This window comes from Paracoccus sp. S4493 (genome assembly GCF_000967735.1).
In the GTDB taxonomy this organism is placed as follows: Bacteria; Pseudomonadota; Alphaproteobacteria; order Rhodobacterales; family Rhodobacteraceae; genus Paracoccus; species Paracoccus marcusii.
This window is the reverse complement of record NZ_JXYF01000010.1, coordinates 49085-65237: the sequence shown is the minus strand read 5'-3', so window position 1 is coordinate 65237 and position 16153 is coordinate 49085. Positions and strand designations below refer to the sequence as shown.

The 16153-nt window shown below is 66.0% G+C and carries 13 protein-coding genes; 3 read left to right on the top strand and 10 right to left on the bottom strand.

The genetic code is table 11. The annotated features are described in order from the left end of the window. Window positions 1-7: 7 nt before the first annotated feature. The 3 genes from metH to TW83_RS02780 form a co-directional block, all read right to left on the bottom strand. The gene (gene metH, locus TW83_RS02790; protein WP_045981246.1) at window positions 8-2725 is read right to left on the bottom strand and encodes a methionine synthase; all 2718 of its coding nucleotides are present in this window, start codon (window positions 2723-2725) and stop codon (window positions 8-10) included. Beyond that, the gene (locus TW83_RS02785; RefSeq protein ID WP_045981245.1) at window positions 2718-3755 is read right to left on the bottom strand and encodes a homocysteine S-methyltransferase family protein; all 1038 of its coding nucleotides are present in this window, start codon (window positions 3753-3755) and stop codon (window positions 2718-2720) included. The genes metH and TW83_RS02785 overlap by 8 nt, the downstream gene beginning before the upstream one ends. Window positions 3756-3851: 96 nt before the next feature. Continuing rightward, window positions 3852-4304, bottom strand: a complete 453-nt coding sequence (locus tag TW83_RS02780) for an Lrp/AsnC family transcriptional regulator (protein WP_045981244.1) — start codon at window positions 4302-4304, stop codon at window positions 3852-3854. Between the two features lie 128 nt (window positions 4305-4432). Between TW83_RS02780 and hppD the strand changes: the two genes are divergently transcribed. Beyond that, window positions 4433-5545: a 4-hydroxyphenylpyruvate dioxygenase gene (gene hppD, locus TW83_RS02775; RefSeq protein WP_045981243.1), complete on the top strand. Its 1113-nt coding sequence runs from the start codon at window positions 4433-4435 to the stop codon at window positions 5543-5545. 37 nt (window positions 5546-5582) lie between these two features. Then, a complete protein-coding gene (locus TW83_RS02770; RefSeq protein ID WP_045981242.1) occupies window positions 5583-5942 on the top strand; it encodes a Rieske 2Fe-2S domain-containing protein in 360 nt (119 codons plus the stop codon). Window positions 5943-5971: 29 nt separating this feature from the next. Here TW83_RS02770 and TW83_RS02765 read toward each other — a convergent pair whose 3' ends face one another. The 6 genes from TW83_RS02765 to TW83_RS02740 all read right to left on the bottom strand — a co-directional run bounded on the left by TW83_RS02765 (window position 5972) and on the right by TW83_RS02740 (window position 12052). Then, window positions 5972-7009 carry an extracellular solute-binding protein gene (locus tag TW83_RS02765; protein ID WP_045981241.1) on the bottom strand — a complete coding sequence of 346 codons (1038 nt, stop codon included), beginning with the start codon at window positions 7007-7009 and terminating at the stop codon, window positions 5972-5974. 95 nt (window positions 7010-7104) lie between these two features. Further along, window positions 7105-7848, bottom strand: a complete 744-nt coding sequence (locus tag TW83_RS02760; RefSeq protein ID WP_045981240.1) for an SDR family NAD(P)-dependent oxidoreductase — start codon at window positions 7846-7848, stop codon at window positions 7105-7107. 58 nt (window positions 7849-7906) lie between these two features. Then, the gene (gene ppk2, locus TW83_RS02755) at window positions 7907-8791 is read right to left on the bottom strand and encodes a polyphosphate kinase 2 (protein ID WP_045981239.1); all 885 of its coding nucleotides are present in this window, start codon (window positions 8789-8791) and stop codon (window positions 7907-7909) included. Window positions 8792-8795: 4 nt separating this feature from the next. Then, complete coding sequence (gene metA, locus TW83_RS02750) at window positions 8796-9722, bottom strand: homoserine O-succinyltransferase (RefSeq protein WP_045981238.1); 927 nt, start codon at window positions 9720-9722, stop codon at window positions 8796-8798. 1 nt (window position 9723) lies between these two features. Then, window positions 9724-10587 (bottom strand): hypothetical protein, encoded by an 864-nt coding sequence (locus tag TW83_RS02745; protein ID WP_045981237.1) that lies wholly within the window; start codon window positions 10585-10587, stop codon window positions 9724-9726. 307 nt (window positions 10588-10894) lie between these two features. Beyond that, window positions 10895-12052 carry an outer membrane protein transport protein gene (locus tag TW83_RS02740; protein ID WP_045981236.1) on the bottom strand — a complete coding sequence of 386 codons (1158 nt, stop codon included), beginning with the start codon at window positions 12050-12052 and terminating at the stop codon, window positions 10895-10897. 211 nt (window positions 12053-12263) lie between these two features. On the opposite strand from TW83_RS02740, the gene guaB reads away from it, so the two are divergent. Then, window positions 12264-13712: an IMP dehydrogenase gene (gene guaB, locus TW83_RS02735; protein WP_045981235.1), complete on the top strand. Its 1449-nt coding sequence runs from the start codon at window positions 12264-12266 to the stop codon at window positions 13710-13712. 88 nt (window positions 13713-13800) lie between these two features. On the opposite strand, the gene katG is transcribed toward guaB, so the two are convergent. Continuing rightward, window positions 13801-15987 carry a catalase/peroxidase HPI gene (katG, locus tag TW83_RS02730; protein WP_045981338.1) on the bottom strand — a complete coding sequence of 729 codons (2187 nt, stop codon included), beginning with the start codon at window positions 15985-15987 and terminating at the stop codon, window positions 13801-13803. Window positions 15988-16153 lie beyond the last annotated feature (166 nt).

Here is a 16153-nt window from a genome sequence, read left to right as displayed (position 1 = left end):
CCTTTCCCTATGCCGCGTCGGCCTCCGCCTGACGCTTGGTGTAGTTGAGGACCGGGGCCAGCCAACGTTCGGCCTCGTTCAGGGTCCAGCCCTTGCGCGCGGCGTAATCGCGGGCCTGATCCTCTTCGATCTTGGCGACGCCGAAGTAATAGCTGTCGGGATGGCTGATATAGAGGCCCGAAACCGACGATCCCGGCCACATCGCCATGCTTTCCGTCAGCGTTACGCCGGTCGCAGCTTCCGCGTCCAGCAACTTGAAAAGCGTCAGCTTTTCGGTGTGGTCGGGTTGGGCCGGATAGCCCGGCGCGGGACGGATGCCGGTATAGGGTTCCGCCGCCAGTTCCTCCGGCGCAAAGCCCTCGTCCTTGGCATAGCCCCAATAGTCGCGCCGCACGCGTTCGTGCAGCATCTCGGCCATGGCCTCGGCGATACGGTCAGCCAGCGCCTTGACCATGATCGCGCCGTAGTCGTCATTGGCGCGTTCATAGCGTGCAGCGATCTCTGCCTCCTCGGGGCCTGCCGTCACGACGAAACCGCCGACATGGTCGGGGATGCCTTCGGGTGCCACGAAATCTGACAGGGCCACGTTGGGCCGGTCGCCACGCTTGGTGACCTGCTGGCGCAGCGTGTGAAGCATGGCCTGCGTCTCCGACCGATCGTCGCCGGTGAACAGGCGGATGTCGTCGCCGACCGCGTTCGCGGGCCAGAAACCGACCACGGCGCGCGGCTTGAACCATTGGCCGTCGATGATCCGGGCCAGCATCTCCTGCGCCTCGGCGAACAGCTGGCGGGCGGCCTCGCCCTGCTTTTCGTCGTCAAGGATGCGCGGATAGACGCCCTTCAGCTCCCAGGTCTGGAAGAACGGCGTCCAGTCGATATAACGCGCGATCTGGGCCAGGTCCCAATCCTCGATCACCCGCGCGCCGGTGAAGGTCGGTGCGGTGGGCACATAGCCGCTCCAGTCGATCTTCAGCGCATTGTCGCGCGCCTTGGCCAGCGGAAGGCGTGATTTCGATGCCTCGGACCGCTCGTGCCGCTCGGCGACGGCGGCATAGTCGGCCCGGATCTCGTCGACATAGGCGGCCTTGCGGTCGGTCGACAGCAGGTTGGAGGCGACGCCCACGGCCCGGCTGGCATCGGTTACATAGACCGCCTGACCGCGCGTGTAGCGGGGCGAGATCTTGACCGCCGTGTGGATCTTGGAGGTCGTAGCGCCCCCGATCAGCAGGGGAATGTCCATCCCCTCGCGCTCCATCTCGGAGGCCAAGTGCACCATCTCGTCCAGGGACGGGGTGATCAGGCCGGACAGGCCGATGATGTCCACGTTCTCGTCGCGGGCGACCTGCAGGATCTTCTGCGCCGGGACCATCACGCCCAGGTCGATGACCTCGAAGTTGTTGCAAGCCAGCACGACGCCGACGATGTTCTTGCCGATGTCATGGACGTCGCCCTTGACGGTCGCCATCAGGATCTTGCCCGCGGTCTCGCGTTCTGTCCCGCCGGACAGGCGCTTTTCCTCCTCCATGTAGGGCAGAAGGACGGCCACGGCCTGCTTCATCACGCGGGCGGATTTCACCACCTGCGGCAGGAACATCTTGCCCGCGCCGAACAGGTCGCCCACCACGTTCATCCCCGCCATCAGGGGGCCTTCAATCACGTGCAGCGGACGTTCGGCAGCCTGCCGGGCCTCTTCGGTGTCGGCCTCGATATATTCGGTGATGCCGTTGACCAGTGCATGTTCCAGCCGCTTGTCCAGCGGCCATTCGCGCCAGGACAGGTCCTTTTCGCGCTTGGCCCCCTGACCGTCGCCGCGGAACCGCTCGGCGATCTCCAGCAGGCGTTCGGTGCCGTCGGGGCGGCGGTTCAGGACGACATCCTCGCAGGCCTCGCGCAGATCCGGGTCGATCTGGTCATAGACGGCCAGCTGGCCCGCATTCACGATGCCCATATCCATCCCCGCCTTGATGGCATGATAGAGGAACACGGCATGCATCGCCTCACGCACCGGTTCGTTGCCGCGGAAGCTGAAGGACAGGTTCGACACGCCGCCCGACACATGCGCATGGGGCAGGTTCTGGCGAATCCAGCGCGTCGCCTCGATGAAGTCGACGCCGTAGTTGTTGTGCTCCTCGATGCCCGTGGCCACCGCGAAGATGTTGGGGTCGAAGATGATGTCCTCGGGCGGAAAGCCGACCTCGTTCACCAGGATGTCGTAGGCGCGCTGGCAGATCTCGATCTTGCGGGCGGCGGTGTCGGCCTGGCCCTGCTCGTCGAAGGCCATGACCACGACCGCCGCGCCATAGGCCAGGCACAGTCGCGCCTGATGGCGGAACTGCTCCTCGCCCTCCTTCATGCTGATCGAGTTGACGACCGGCTTGCCCTGCACGCATTGCAGGCCGGCCTCGATCACCTCCCATTTGGAGCTGTCGATCATGATCGGCACGCGCGCGATGTCGGGTTCGGCCGCCAGCAGGTTCAGGTATTCGACCATCGCGGCCTTTGAATCGATCAGGCCCTCATCCATGTTGATGTCGATGATCTGGGCGCCGTTCTCGACCTGATCGCGGGCGACCTCCAGGGCGGTGGCATAGTCGCGCTCCTTGATCAGCTTTCGGAAACGGGCGGAGCCGGTGACGTTGGTGCGTTCGCCCACGTTCACGAAGGGGATGTCGGGCGTCAGGACAAAGGGCTCCAGCCCCGACAAGCGCAAATAACGATCAGGCATAGGCGGGCACCTTTCTGGGGGCGAAGGGGGCCACGGCATCGGCGATGGCGCGGATATGATCGGGCGTGGTGCCGCAGCAGCCGCCAACCACGTTGACCAGCCCCGCGCGCGCGAATTCGGCGACCTGCGGGGCGGTGTCATGGGGGCCTTCGTCATACTGGCCGAAGGCGTTGGGCAGGCCGGCATTGGGATAGGCACAGATCAGCGTGTCGGCCACGCCCGACAGCTCGACCAGATGCGGCCGCATGGCCGAGGCACCAAGCGCGCAGTTCAGGCCGATGGTCCAGGGGTTCGCATGGCGGACCGAATGCCAGAACGCGGTCGGCGTCTGGCCCGACAGGGTGCGCCCCGACGCGTCGGTGATCGTGCCCGAGATCATCATGGGAAGACGCTGGCCGTGATCCTCCATCGCCTGGATGCAGGCAAAGATCGCCGCCTTGGCGTTCAGCGTATCGAAGATCGTCTCGATCAGCAAGATGTCGGCACCGCCGGCGATCAGACCCTTGGCCTGCTGCAGATAGGCGGCGCGCAGATCCTCGAACGTCACGGCGCGGTATCCGGGGTCGTTGACGTCCGGGCTCATCGAGGCTGTGCGGTTCGTCGGCCCGATGGCGCCTGCGACGAAACGGGCCCGCCCGTCCTGGGCCGTCGCGCGGTCCAGTGCACGGCGGACGACGCGGGCACCCTCGACGTTCAGGTCGTGGACCGCCTCGCCCAGACCATAATCGGCCTGCGCAATGGTGGTCGCGGAAAATGTATTGGTCTCGACGATGTCGGCGCCGGCCATCGCATAGCGGTAATGGATCTCCTCGACCGCCTCGGGCTGGGTCAGGATCAGCAGGTCGTTGTTGCCCTGCTGGGGGTGGTCGGTGTGATGACGGCAGACATGACCGGATCCGTGGCCGGTATAGTCGTCCTCTCCCAGGCCAAGGGCCTGGATCTGCGTGCCCATCGCGCCGTCCAGGATCAGGATGCGTTCGGATGCGGCCTTGTTCAGGGCCGCAAAGGCGGGGGATGGGGGCAGGGACATGGGATCAGGCCTTTCGGTTTCAGCCTGTGATATAGGCGTTCCGCGTCCCATCGGCAAATTCATAGTATTCGACAAGATCATGAGTCAGGCGCATGGTCAGACCGGAACGCCGCCTTCGTCCTTGAGTGTCTTCAGAACGATCTCGGAGCGGACCTGCGCCACCTGCGGGTGTGGCAGCAGGTGGCGATGGACGAAATCGGCAAAGGCCTCCAGGTCGCGGGCGCGCACGTCCAGAACGTAATCGGCATCGCCGGATACCGAGAACGCCTGCCGGATCATCGGCTGTGCCGTCACGAAGCGGGCGAATTCGTCCTCGCGCCCTTGGCCATGGCCGCGCAGGTTGACGCGGATCACCGCCCGGAACCCGTGCCCCAGCTTGGCGGCCGAAAGCCGCGCGGCATAGCCCTCGATCACGCCGGCCTCCTCCAGGGCCGCGCGCCTGCGCGAGATCTGGCTGGCAGACAGCCCCACGACCTGTGCCAAAGCGGCGTTGCTGAGGGCCCCGGCGCGCTGCAGGGCAGCCAGGATTGCACTGTCGAACCGATCCATGCATCACCCGTGCATCATTTGCGCCATCGATGCGCGTTTCGTGCAATTTTGACCGCTTGGCGATCCTCTTTGCAAGCACATTGCAGCGGCCCGCGCGCATCATGGTGGCAACAAGCAGGAGGAATGCCATGGGACCCTTTCCCCACGATGCCCCCAAGGCCAAGATCAGTGCCGCCAACCCCGCGGGAACGGACGGGTTCGAGTTTGTCGAATACGCCCATCCGGACCCGGCCGTGCTGGACCGCATCTTCCGGCAGATGGGGTTCGCCCCCGTGGCGACCCACAAGACCAAGGCGATCACGCTCTATCGCCAGGGCGACATCAACTATCTGCTGAATGCCGAGGCGGACAGCCATGCAGCCGGCTTTGTCGCGGAACACGGCCCCTGCGCGCCGGCCATGGCGTGGCGGGTGGTGGACGCGCAGGTCGCCCTGAAGCGCGCGCTGGAACTTGGCACCACCGAATATACCGGCCCTGGCAAGTCGATCGAGGCGCCGGCTGTCCTGGGGATCGGCGGGTCGCTTTTGTATTTCATCGACCGCTATGGGGACGCGGGCAGTGCCTATGACGCGGATTACGACTGGATCGGCGAGGCCGACCCGCGTCCCGAAGGGTTCGGCTTCTTATATTTGGATCACCTGACCCACAACGTGATCCGCGGCAACATGGACACGTGGTACAAATTCTATCACGACACGTTCAACTTCCGCGAGATCCGCTTCTTCGACATCAAGGGCAAGCAGACCGGTCTGGTCAGCCGCGCCCTGACATCGCCCTGCGGCAAGATACGCATCCCGATCAACGAGAGCACCGACGATCACAGCCAGATCGAGGAATACCTGCGCGAATACAAGGGTGAGGGCATCCAGCACATCGCCATCGCATCGAACGACATCTATGCCGGGACCGACCGCATTGCCGAGGCCGGGATGGAGTTCATGCCCGGCCCCCCCGACACCTATTACGAGATGTCGCACCGCCGCGTGAAGGACCATGACGAACCGCTGGACCGCATGAAGGCGCGCGGCATCCTGATCGACGGCGAAGGCGTCGTGGGTGGCGGAGAGACACGCATCCTGCTGCAGATCTTCTCGAAGACGGTGATCGGGCCGATCTTCTTCGAGTTCATCCAGCGCAAGGGCGACGATGGGTTCGGAGAGGGCAATTTCCGCGCCCTGTTCGAATCCATCGAGGAAGACCAGATCCGGCGCGGCGTTCTCGACGCCACCCCGGCCCAGTAGGGAGGAGCGGCGCGGCGGCGGGGAGGCCGCCGCGCCGATGATCATGGCGTGGACCGATTACAGCAGCGCCCCGGCGCCCGGCACGCGCGTCTGCGCGGCGACCGGGATCACCGGCGTCCATCCGCTGACCGTCACGACCGACCGAGGGTCGTTCCCGATGATCGTGCTGCGCGACGGCGACGTGCTGCGTGCCTATGTGAACGCCTGTCCCCATCAGTACCTGCCGCTGGATTACCGCGGCGATACGCTGCTTTCGGCGGATGGATTGCGGCTGCTGTGCACCGCACATGGCGCAAGCTTCGACAAGTCGACCGGCAGCGTCGTGGCCGGTGCGGAATGCGGGCTGGATGCGGTCCCGATCATGCAGCAGGGCGACCACATCGTGATCGCCCCCTGACAGGTTTCATGCGCGGTCCCTGACCGGGATCAGAAGCCAGCCTTGATCTTCTCGAACTCGGCCAACTGGCGCTGACGCAGTTCGGGGTCATTCGGGGTCTGGGCCAGGACGGGTGCGTCGATCTCGGCCAGACCTTCGGCGACGGCGGGTTCGTCGGCAATGGTCGCCATGGCCGCGGCCGAGGTATGGCCATAACCGATCGTGTCCAGCAGCGCCTTGGCAGCCGACGGCTCCAGCCAGGCATTGATGAAGTCATAGGCCTTGTCTTCGCTGCCCGGACCGTCCTTGACGTTCACGTAGCCGCAGAAGAAGGTCGACGACCCTTCCGCCGGCTCACGCTGAAAGCCCACCGGATAGTTGTCGGCCTGCAGATAGACGACACCGTCGTTCCACGACCAGGCCACGTCCACCGCACCCGACGCCATCAGCTGTGCCTGCTCGGACGGGTCGGCCCAGTAGGCCGCGACATTGACATGCGCCTCGCGCAGCCAGGCGGCGGCGGCCTGGAACTGTTCGTCGGTCACCTCGGACCAGTCGGTCACGCCGGTCGCCAGATAGGCCAGCGCCCAGACATCATCCGAACTGTCGGGCAGCGAGGTGCGGCCCTGGTATTTCGGGTTGGTGAAGACGCCAAGGCTGGCCACGTCCTCGGCCGGGACGGTCTCGGTGTTGTAGGCGATGGCGGTCGCGCCCCAGTCGGTCGGGATGAACCACACGCCCTGATCGTCGCGGAAGACCTCGCTGTCCAAGAATCGCTCCTCGATCTGCTCGAAGTTCGGGATGCGCGACGTGTCCCAAGGCTCGATCAAACCGGCATCGCGGTACTTGCCGACCATCTGGCTGCAGGGGTGGATCACGTCCGCCTTGAAACCCGACGCGACCTTCTGGAACGCTTCGTCGTCATCGCCGTAGAAGGCATAGGTCGGGCTGTCGCCGTGCTTGTCTACATAGGCCTGGAAGATCGAGGGCTCCTCGAACCCGGCCCAATCGAAAACCGTCAGTTCGCGGTCGGCGGCATAGGCGGGCAGGGCCGCCGCGGCCAGGATGGTGGTGGTCAGCAAGCGCATGAAAACTGGCCTCTCTGTTGTCGGATTTGCGACAACGCTAAGGCGGGCTGCGGGCGCACGCAAGGGTTTCGCGCGCCCGTGATGGGCCTGTGTGCCTAGCGCATCCGCAACGCGCCGTCGACGCGGATCGTCTCTCCGTTCAGATAGTCGTTCTGGACGATGAAGGCGCAGGTCCGCGCGAATTCGGTCGGATCGCCAAGCCGCTTGGGATAGGTCACCTCGGCCGCCAGGCTGTCCTGCACGTCCGCGGGCAGGCCCTTTAGCATGGGCGTGCCAAAGATGCCGGGTGCGATGGCGCAGACGCGGATGCCCTGTCCCGCCAGATCGCGCGCCAGCGGCAGCGTCATGCCCGCGATCCCGGCCTTGGAGGCGGCATAGGCGGCCTGGCCCTTCTGCCCGTCAAAGGCGGCGATGGACGCCGTGTTCACGATCACGCCGTTCTGGGTACGCCCCTTCGCGGCCATGCGTTCGGCGGCCAGGCGCAGCACGTTGAAGCTGCCGATCAGGTTGACCTCGATCGTGCGGCGAAAGCTGTCCAGACGGTGCGGACCGTCGCGGCCCAAGGTCTTTTCGCCCACCACCACGCCCGCGCAGTTCACGCAGACATCAATGCCCCCCATCCGCGCCACGGCATGATCCAGCGCCGCCGTCACGCTGGCCTCGTCGGTGACGTCGGTCACGGCATAATGCGCGCCGATGGCGGATGCGGCTTCGGCCCCCGCCGGGTCGCGGTCCAGCACGGTGACCTGCGCCCCCATGTCGCGGAAATGCGCCGCGGTGGCGGCGCCCAGGCCGGATGCGCCCCCGGTCACGACGGCGCGGCAGTTCGACAGATCCATGATCCCCTCCCAGGATGTTCCGGTCGGGTTTTGGCACGTGGGCGCGCGCGCGCCAAGATCAGTCGCGCAGCAGTTCCGGCCCGCCGGCGATCAGGGGGTCGCGCGTTCCGATGGCGGTCGGATCCTTGCCTGCGTAATCGACCGCGCCCAGAATGGTCTGGATCGCGGCGATCCGGGCGCGGCGCTTGTCGTCCGACCGGATCACGGTCCAGGGCGCGATCGGCGAATGGGACGCCGCCAGCGTGTCGCGGATCGCCACGGTATAGTCGTCCCACCGGGCCAGACCGTCCACGTCGATGCCGCTCAGCTTCCACTGCTTCAGCGGGTCCTTTTCGCGGTCCAGAAAGCGACGCAGCTGTTCGGCGCGGCCCACGTTCAGCCACAGTTTGACCAGGATGATCCCGTCGTCGACCAGCATCTGTTCGAACCCCGGCAGCTGGCGAAAGAACGCCGCGCGCTGCGTGTCGGTCGAAAACCCGAAGACCCGTTCGACCACGCCGCGGTTGTACCAGCTGCGGTCGAACAGGGCGATCTCTCCGGCGCCGGGCAGCCAGTCGACATAGCGCTGGAAATACCACTGGCCCGCCTCGCGCTCGTTCGGCTTGGGCAGGGCCACGATGCTGGCCGACCGGGGGTTCAGGTTTTCGCGCACGCGCTCGATCGTGCCGCCCTTGCCGGCGGCGTCGCGCCCCTCGAACAGGACCACCAGCCGCTTTCCGCTGTCGATCACATCATGCATCATGCGAACCAGCTGCATCTGCAATGCAGCCATCTGCGGTTCGTATTCGGCCTTGGGCATCTCTGCGCTGTAGGGGAAGTCCGGGTCCAGGATGTCCTTGGACGACCCCTTCTGAACCGCCTTGCGGATCGGCGCCGGGGCCTCGTCCTGCAGATAGGCGGTGATCTTGCCCACCAGCGGCAGGTCCGGCAGTTCGGCGCCCATGTGCTCAGCCCTCTCCGATGCGCGACATGTCGTACCATGTCGTCTGATAGATCTCGTTGATCCAGTTACCGTAGAGCAGGTGCGCATGGCTGCGCCAGCGGTTCGCGGGCGCCCGCGTCGGGTCGTCGCCGGGATAATAGTTGGCGGGCACGTTCACCGGTTTCCCCGCCGCGACGTCCCGGTCGTATTCCTCCTTGAGCGTGGTGCTGTCATATTCGAAATGGTTGAAGACATAAAGGGCACGATGCCCCGGATCGGCCAGCAGGCAGGGCCCGACATCGGCGCTGGCCAGCAGGGTGGTCAGCGCCGGGCGGGCGTCCACGTCGTCCTGACGCACCTCGGTCCAGCGGCTGACCGGGACCAGCACCTCGTCCGAGAACCCGCGCAGATAGGGCGAGGCCGGCGCCAGATTGGTGTGCCGGAAACAGCCGAACGCCTTGGCGGGCAGGGGGTGCTTTGGCAGGCCGTGGAAATGCGCCGCCATCGCCATGCCGCCCCAGCAGACCCCGAAGGTCGAATGCACATGGGTCTGCGTCCAGGCAAAGACGCGGGTCAGTTCGTCCCAATAGGTCACGTCCTCGAACGGCAGATGCTCGATTGGTGCGCCAGTGATGACCAGGCCGTCGAACTTCTCTCCGCTGGCCTCGACGTCGCGGAACGGTCGATAGAAGCTTTCCATGTGGTCGGCGGCGGTGTTACGGCTTTCATGGTCCGACATGCGGATCAACTGAAAGTCGATCTGCAGCGGCGTGGCGCCGATCAGCCGGGCGAACTGGTTCTCGGTCTGGATCTTCTTGGGCATCAGGTTCAGCAGCGCGATGCGCAGGGGACGGATGTCCTGGGTCGCGGCACGGCCCGGCGACATGACCATCACCCCTTCCTGGGACAGGATGCGATAGGCGGGCAGGCTTTCGTTCAACGTGATGGGCATGTCAGCTATCCTTGCGCGCGATGGCGGTCGCGATCAGGTCGGTGAAGTCGTCAGGGGTGCGGATCTGCGCCACCTCCTCGGCCAGGATGGTGACGCCGCGCCGGGCCATCGCCTCATAGCGCGGCTGGCGATGCGCCAGCGCCCGGGCATAGGTCCAGCGGATGAAATCGTCGGGGTTCACCTGGTCAGCCTCCAGCCCCTTTTCCACGCGATAGGCGATCCAGGCGCGTTCCAGGAACTGCGGCTGGTAATACATCGGCTTCGGCGCGCGGTCGAAGCGGCGGACCAGTTCGGCGGTATGCGCGTCGCTGCCCTTGATCCAGACCAGCAGAAGGTCGCGCGACAGGGCGGTCAGGACCGGGTCGTCGGGATCGTCCGGATCCACGACCTCGCAGATCGAGCCACCGCTGTCGCAGACGAAATGCGGCGTGCCGTAGATGTCGCCGGCGCGGTCCATGAAATGGCGGGTGTCCAGAAGCGACGCGATCTCGGCCCGGCGATGTTGATCCTGGCGCTGGCAATAGGCGTCGAAGGGCAGTCCCCCGCGCGACGGGCTGCCGGGCTTGCCCAGATAGGTGGACAGCGGCGCCAGGTTGTCGAAGGTGATATTGCTGGCGATATGCACGCTGTCAGACATCAGCAATTCGCGCAGAAACGGGACCTTCATCGCCTCGCGCTTGAAGTTGTCGGCGATGTATTCGCCCATGTAGCGCGTGCCGATCCGGTAATCGACGCTGTAGTGGAACCAGTCGCCCGTGTCCCGCAGCATCGAGGCCAGATAGGTCTTGCCCAGGCCGGACATGCCGAACAGCACGACCCGCTTGCCTGCGGCGGCCCGCCATTCATCCGCGCTGCCATAGATCATCCGATACCCTTTCCCTGGTCGGCCCCTAGGTAATCGCATGCATGCGGCATGGAAAGAGGCCGACCGCACGGGCGTACCACGCCGCGTCGCGCAGGACCCTCTGCGTCCCGCGCAGGCCGGGGGGCCAGCCCCCCGGACCCCCCGCCGTCGCGGCATTCCGCTAGTTCGTTGCGCATCGTCGGCCTGGCCCCCGCGCAGGGGCGTTTGGACGATGTCGCCGCCCACCGCCACAGGGTTGACGTCCAACGAGAAACGGCCCTGTCGCGGAGACAGGGCCGATCGGTGATGAAGAACGGTCAGGCTGCGATCAGAAGCTGTAGCCGATGCGGATGCCGATCCCCAGCAGGTCGCTGTCTTCCATCTGTGCACGGGGTTCGCCGCCGGTCTGGGGACGCGCGTCGCCCAGCTTGGAGTAGTTGATCCCCGTGGTGATCTTCATGTTGTCCATGGTGTAGACGGCGGCCAGCGTCAGGCCGAGGCGACCATTGGTCGGCGCCAGGGGCGAGACCAGATCGTCGTTCTCGGGCTCGTAGACCAGCGCTGCGGAGCCGGACCATGTCTCGTTGAACTTGCGGCCGACGCCGAGCGTATAGGTCGTCGTGTCCTCCAGCGACACGAGGCCGTCCGTGACGTTGAAGCCCAGCGGATCCGTCGCGGTGGGTGCGCGGGAGAAGATGCGCGGGTTCACGGTGAATTCCGACCAGTTGACCCAGCGGATGCTGCCGAAGACCAGCGTGTCCGCAGCGACGCCGGTCTGCGCTTCGAGGGTCAGCGATTCCGGGGTGTCGACGGTCGTGGTGGAACGTCCCAGGATGGTGCCGTTCACGCTCTCGACCGTGTCGAACTGATGTTCGACCTTGGAATTGTAGGTCAGCGAGACGCGACCCGCGATGTCGGGAATCTCATAGGCCGCACCGACCACGAAGCCGACGCCCCAGTCCTGGTCCAACTGCACGTTGTAGCCGCTGATCGGACCATAGGCCGCGCCGCTCAGCGTCACTTCGGCATCGGCGCGCGAGCCGCGCAGGCCGCCATGGAAGGACAGGTTGTTGGGCAGCTTGTAGCGCATCAGGGCGGTCACGGTCGTCGAATCGACGCGCGCGCGGGTGCCGCCCAGCAGGAACGATCCCCCGTCGGCGGCAGGGGTGTAGGTCACGTCCGCGCCGAAGGGCTGTTCGATGATCAATGCGGCCGACAGCGCGTCGTTGAACTGGTGCTTGTAGCCCAGGCCAACGAACCCATAGCCGTTTGCCACGTCACCCGTATCACGCTGCGGGATCGGTGCGCCCACGGGGGGGCTGTCCGGGCCTTCGACGGTCGGGTCGGCGCCGCCGAAGCTGAGTTCCGCGTAATTGCCCTGTTCGAACAGGATGTTCAGTGACTGGGGCGCGCGTTCGATCCCCCCGGCCAGCAATGGCGCGGTTCCCGCCAGCAGCGCGGCCATGCTCGTGATTGCGAATTTCATGTCATCCTCCCTCGGTCGGGCGAACCGCCCCCTGAACCCACCGTAGCGCACGAACGTTATCGATCAATTACCCAAACACGCTGACGTGACGTCCGCGTCATGTCTGCCCGTATGCCGTGTCGTCCGTGCAACGCCCGCGTGCGGGCTGGACAAAGCGGACAGGGCGTGAAAGGGGAAACTGCCAAACGAGATTGCCGCAAGGACACCCCCCATGCAGATTCGTGAGGCCCTCACATTCGACGACGTTCTTCTGGTTCCGGCAGCATCGACGGTGCTTCCCTCGACCGCTGACGTGACCACCCATGTCACCCGGTCGATCCGGATGAACATTCCGCTGCTGTCATCCGCCATGGACACGGTCACCGAAAGCCGCATGGCCATCGCGATGGCGCAGGCCGGCGGCATGGGCGTGATCCACCGCAACCTGACGACCGAGCAGCAGGCTGACGAGGTCCGCCGCGTCAAGCGGTTCGAGAGCGGCATCGTCTACAACCCGATCACCCTGACGCCGGACCAGACCCTGGCCGATGCCAAGGCGCTGCAGGACCGATACAACGTCACCGGCTTTCCGGTCGTCGATGCGGACGGGCGCGTGCTGGGGATCGTGACCAACCGCGACATGCGGTTCGCCAGCGACATGCGCACCCCGGTGCGAGCCATGATGTCGTCGGACAACCTGGCCATCCTGCGCGAACCGGCCGACCGGGCCGAGGCGATCAGCCTGATGAAGGCGCGCCGGATCGAAAAGCTGCTGGTCACCGACGGGTCGGGCAAGCTGACCGGCCTTCTGACGTTGAAGGATACCGAAAAGGCCGTGCTGAACCCGCAGGCCTGCAAGGACGACCTGGGCCGCCTGCGCGTGGCGGCAGCCTCCACCGTGGGCGACGAAGGCTTCGAGCGCAGCTGCGCGCTGATCGAGGCCGGCGTGGACATGGTCGTGATCGACACGGCCCACGGCCATTCCGCAGGCGTCGCGCGCGCAGTCGAACGGGTCAAGGCGTTCCGCGAGGGCGTGCAGGTGGTTGCCGGCAACGTCGCCACGACCGAGGCCACGCGCGCGCTGATCGGCGCAGGCGCGGATGCGGTCAAGGTCGGCATCGGGCCGGGCTCGATCTGCACCACGCGGATCGTGGCGGGCGTGGGAGTGCCGCAGCTGACCGCGATCATGGATGCCGTGGCCGGTGCGGGCGACATCCCGATCATCGCTGACGGCGGGATCAAATTCAGCGGCGATTTCGCCAAGGCCATCGCCGCGGGCGCCAGCTGTGCCATGGTCGGCAGCGCCATCGCCGGCACCGACGAAAGCCCCGGGGAGGTGATCCTGTACCAGGGCCGCAGCTTCAAGTCCTATCGCGGGATGGGCTCGCTGGGCGCGATGGCGCGCGGATCGGCCGACCGCTATTTCCAGAAGGACGCGGCCAGCGACAAGCTGGTCCCCGAGGGGATCGAGGGGCAGGTGCCCTACAAGGGGACGGCCAACGCCGTGGTGCACCAGCTGGTCGGCGGCCTGCGCGCCGCGATGGGCTATACCGGCTGCGCCACAGTCGCCGAGATGCGCACCAACTGCCAGTTCGTCCGCATCACCGGGGCAGGACTGAAGGAAAGCCACGTCCACGACGTGCAGATCACGCGCGAAAGCCCGAACTACCGTCTGGGCTGAATATCGGCCTCACAGCGAAAAGGCGGCCCCCGCAAGGGGGCCGCCTTTGTCATGGTCGGTCGGGGCGCACGGATGCGCCCCTGCCGGATCAGGCCGCGATGTCGAAGCGGTCGGCGTTCATCACCTTGACCCAGGCGGCGACGAAATCACGGACGAACTTCTCGGCGTTGTCGTCCTGAGCATAGACCTCGGCATAGCTGCGCAGGATCGAGTTCGAGCCCACGGTTACGTCCACGCGCGACGCCTGCCAGCGGACGGCGTCAGTCTTGCGGTCGCGGATCTCATAGACCTCGGCGTCGCCTTGGGCTTTGGTCCAGCGGTTGGCCATGTCCGTCAGGTTGACGAAGAAGTCCTGCGTCAGCGCGCCTTCGCGGTCGGTCAGCACGCCCAGCTTGGACCCGCCATGGTTGGCGCCGATCACCCGCAGCCCGCCCAGAAGAACGGTCATCTCGGCCGCGGTCAGGCCCAGCAACTGCGCACGATCCAGCAGCAGTTCCTCGGCGTTGACGGCGAAATCGGCCTTCAGCCAGTTGCGGAACCCGTCATGCACCGGCTCCAGCGCGTCGAAGGATGCCGCGTCGGTCTGCTCGTCGGTCGCGTCGCCGCGGCCGGGGGCAAAGGGCACGGTGATCGCGTGGCCCGCCGCCTGTGCGGCCTTCTCGATGCCGACATTGCCGGCCAGCACGATGACATCGGCCAGGGGGACGCCGGCCTCATCGGCGATGGGCTGCAGGACGGACAGGACGCGGGCCAGACGCTCGGGTTCGTTGCCGGCCCAGTCCTTCTGCGGGGCCAGACGGATGCGGGCGCCGTTGGCACCGCCGCGCAGGTCGGACCCGCGGAAGGTCCGCGCGCTGTCCCAGGCCGTGGCCACCATCTCGGCCACGGTCAGGTCGGTCGCCGCGATCCGCGCCTTGAGGCCCTCGACGTCGTAATCGGTCCGGCCGGCGGGAACCGGGTCCTGCCAGATCAGGTCCTCGGACGGCACGTCGGGCCCGACATAGCGTGCCTTGGGACCCATGTCGCGGTGGGTCAGCTTGAACCAGGCGCGGGCGAAGGCGTCGTCGAAGCTGGCCGGATCGGCGATGAACTTCTCGCAGATGGCGCGATAGACGGGGTCCACCTTCATCGCCATGTCCGCGTCGGTCATGATCGGCATGGTCCGGATCGACGGATCCTCGACATCGGCGGGCATGTCCTCGGGCTTGATGTCCACGGGCTCCCACTGCCAGGCGCCTGCGGGCGACTTGCGCAGCTCCCACTCATGGCCGAACAGCATGTCGAAATAGCCCATGTCCCACTTGGTGGGGTTGCTGGTCCAGGCGCCCTCGATGCCGCTGACCATCTGGTCGCGGCCGATGCCGCGGCGGCCTTCCTGCGCGTTCCAGCCCAGGCCCTGCTCGTGCAGCGCCGCGCCTTCTGGCTCGGCGCCCATGTTCTCGGCCCGGCCGTTGCCGTGGCTCTTGCCGATGGTGTGGCCGCCGGCGGTCAGGGCGACGGTCTCCTCGTCGTTCATGGCCATCCGGGCAAAGGTCTCGCGGATGTGCTGGGCGGTGGCCGCCGGGTCGGGCTGACCGTTCACGCCCTCGGGGTTCACGTAGATCAGGCCCATCTGCACGGCGGCCAGCGGGTTCTCCATCGTGTCGGGCTTGGTCACGTCCGCATAGCGGCTTTCAGACCCCTCCAGGAACTCCTTTTCGGCGCCCCAGTAGATGTCCTTCTCGGGATGCCAGATGTCCTCGCGGCCAAAGGCAAAGCCGAAGGTCTTCAGGCCTGCCTGCTCATAGGCTATGGTCCCGGCCAGCACGATCAGGTCGGCCCAGCTGATCTTGTTGCCGTACTTCTTCTTGATCGGCCACAGCAGGCGGCGGCCCTTGTCAGTGTTGTTGTTGTCGGGCCAGCTGTTCAGCGGCGCGAAACGCTGGTTGCCGGTGCCCGCACCGCCCCGACCGTCGCCAAGGCGATAGGACCCCGCCGCGTGCCAGGTGACGCGCGCGAACATGCCGACATAGCTGCCCCAGTCGGCGGGCCACCACTCCTGGCTGTCGGTCATCAGGGCGCGGATGTCGTTCTTCAGCGCCTCGACGTCCAGCGACTTCAGCTGTTCGCGATAGTTGAATTCGGGGCCAAGCGGGTTCGTCTTGCGGTCATGCTGGTGCAGGATGTCGAAATTCAGCGCACTGGGCCACCAGTCGGTGTTCGACGCTGCGGTCGAGGTATGGCTGCCATGCATCACCGGGCATTTGCCGGCGCTGTTCATCGGGTTGCCGTCCATCATCATCTCCATCTTGCGGGCCATGCGGGCGATCCGGCGGCATGCCGCGGACCGGTCGCATCGCGGCCGATTCGTCATGGCTGGACAGTAGCTTGGTCGACGCATCAGGTAAATTTCGATTATCTGATCGACACCGTCAGGAATGCTGATGGGGCTGGCCCGGTCC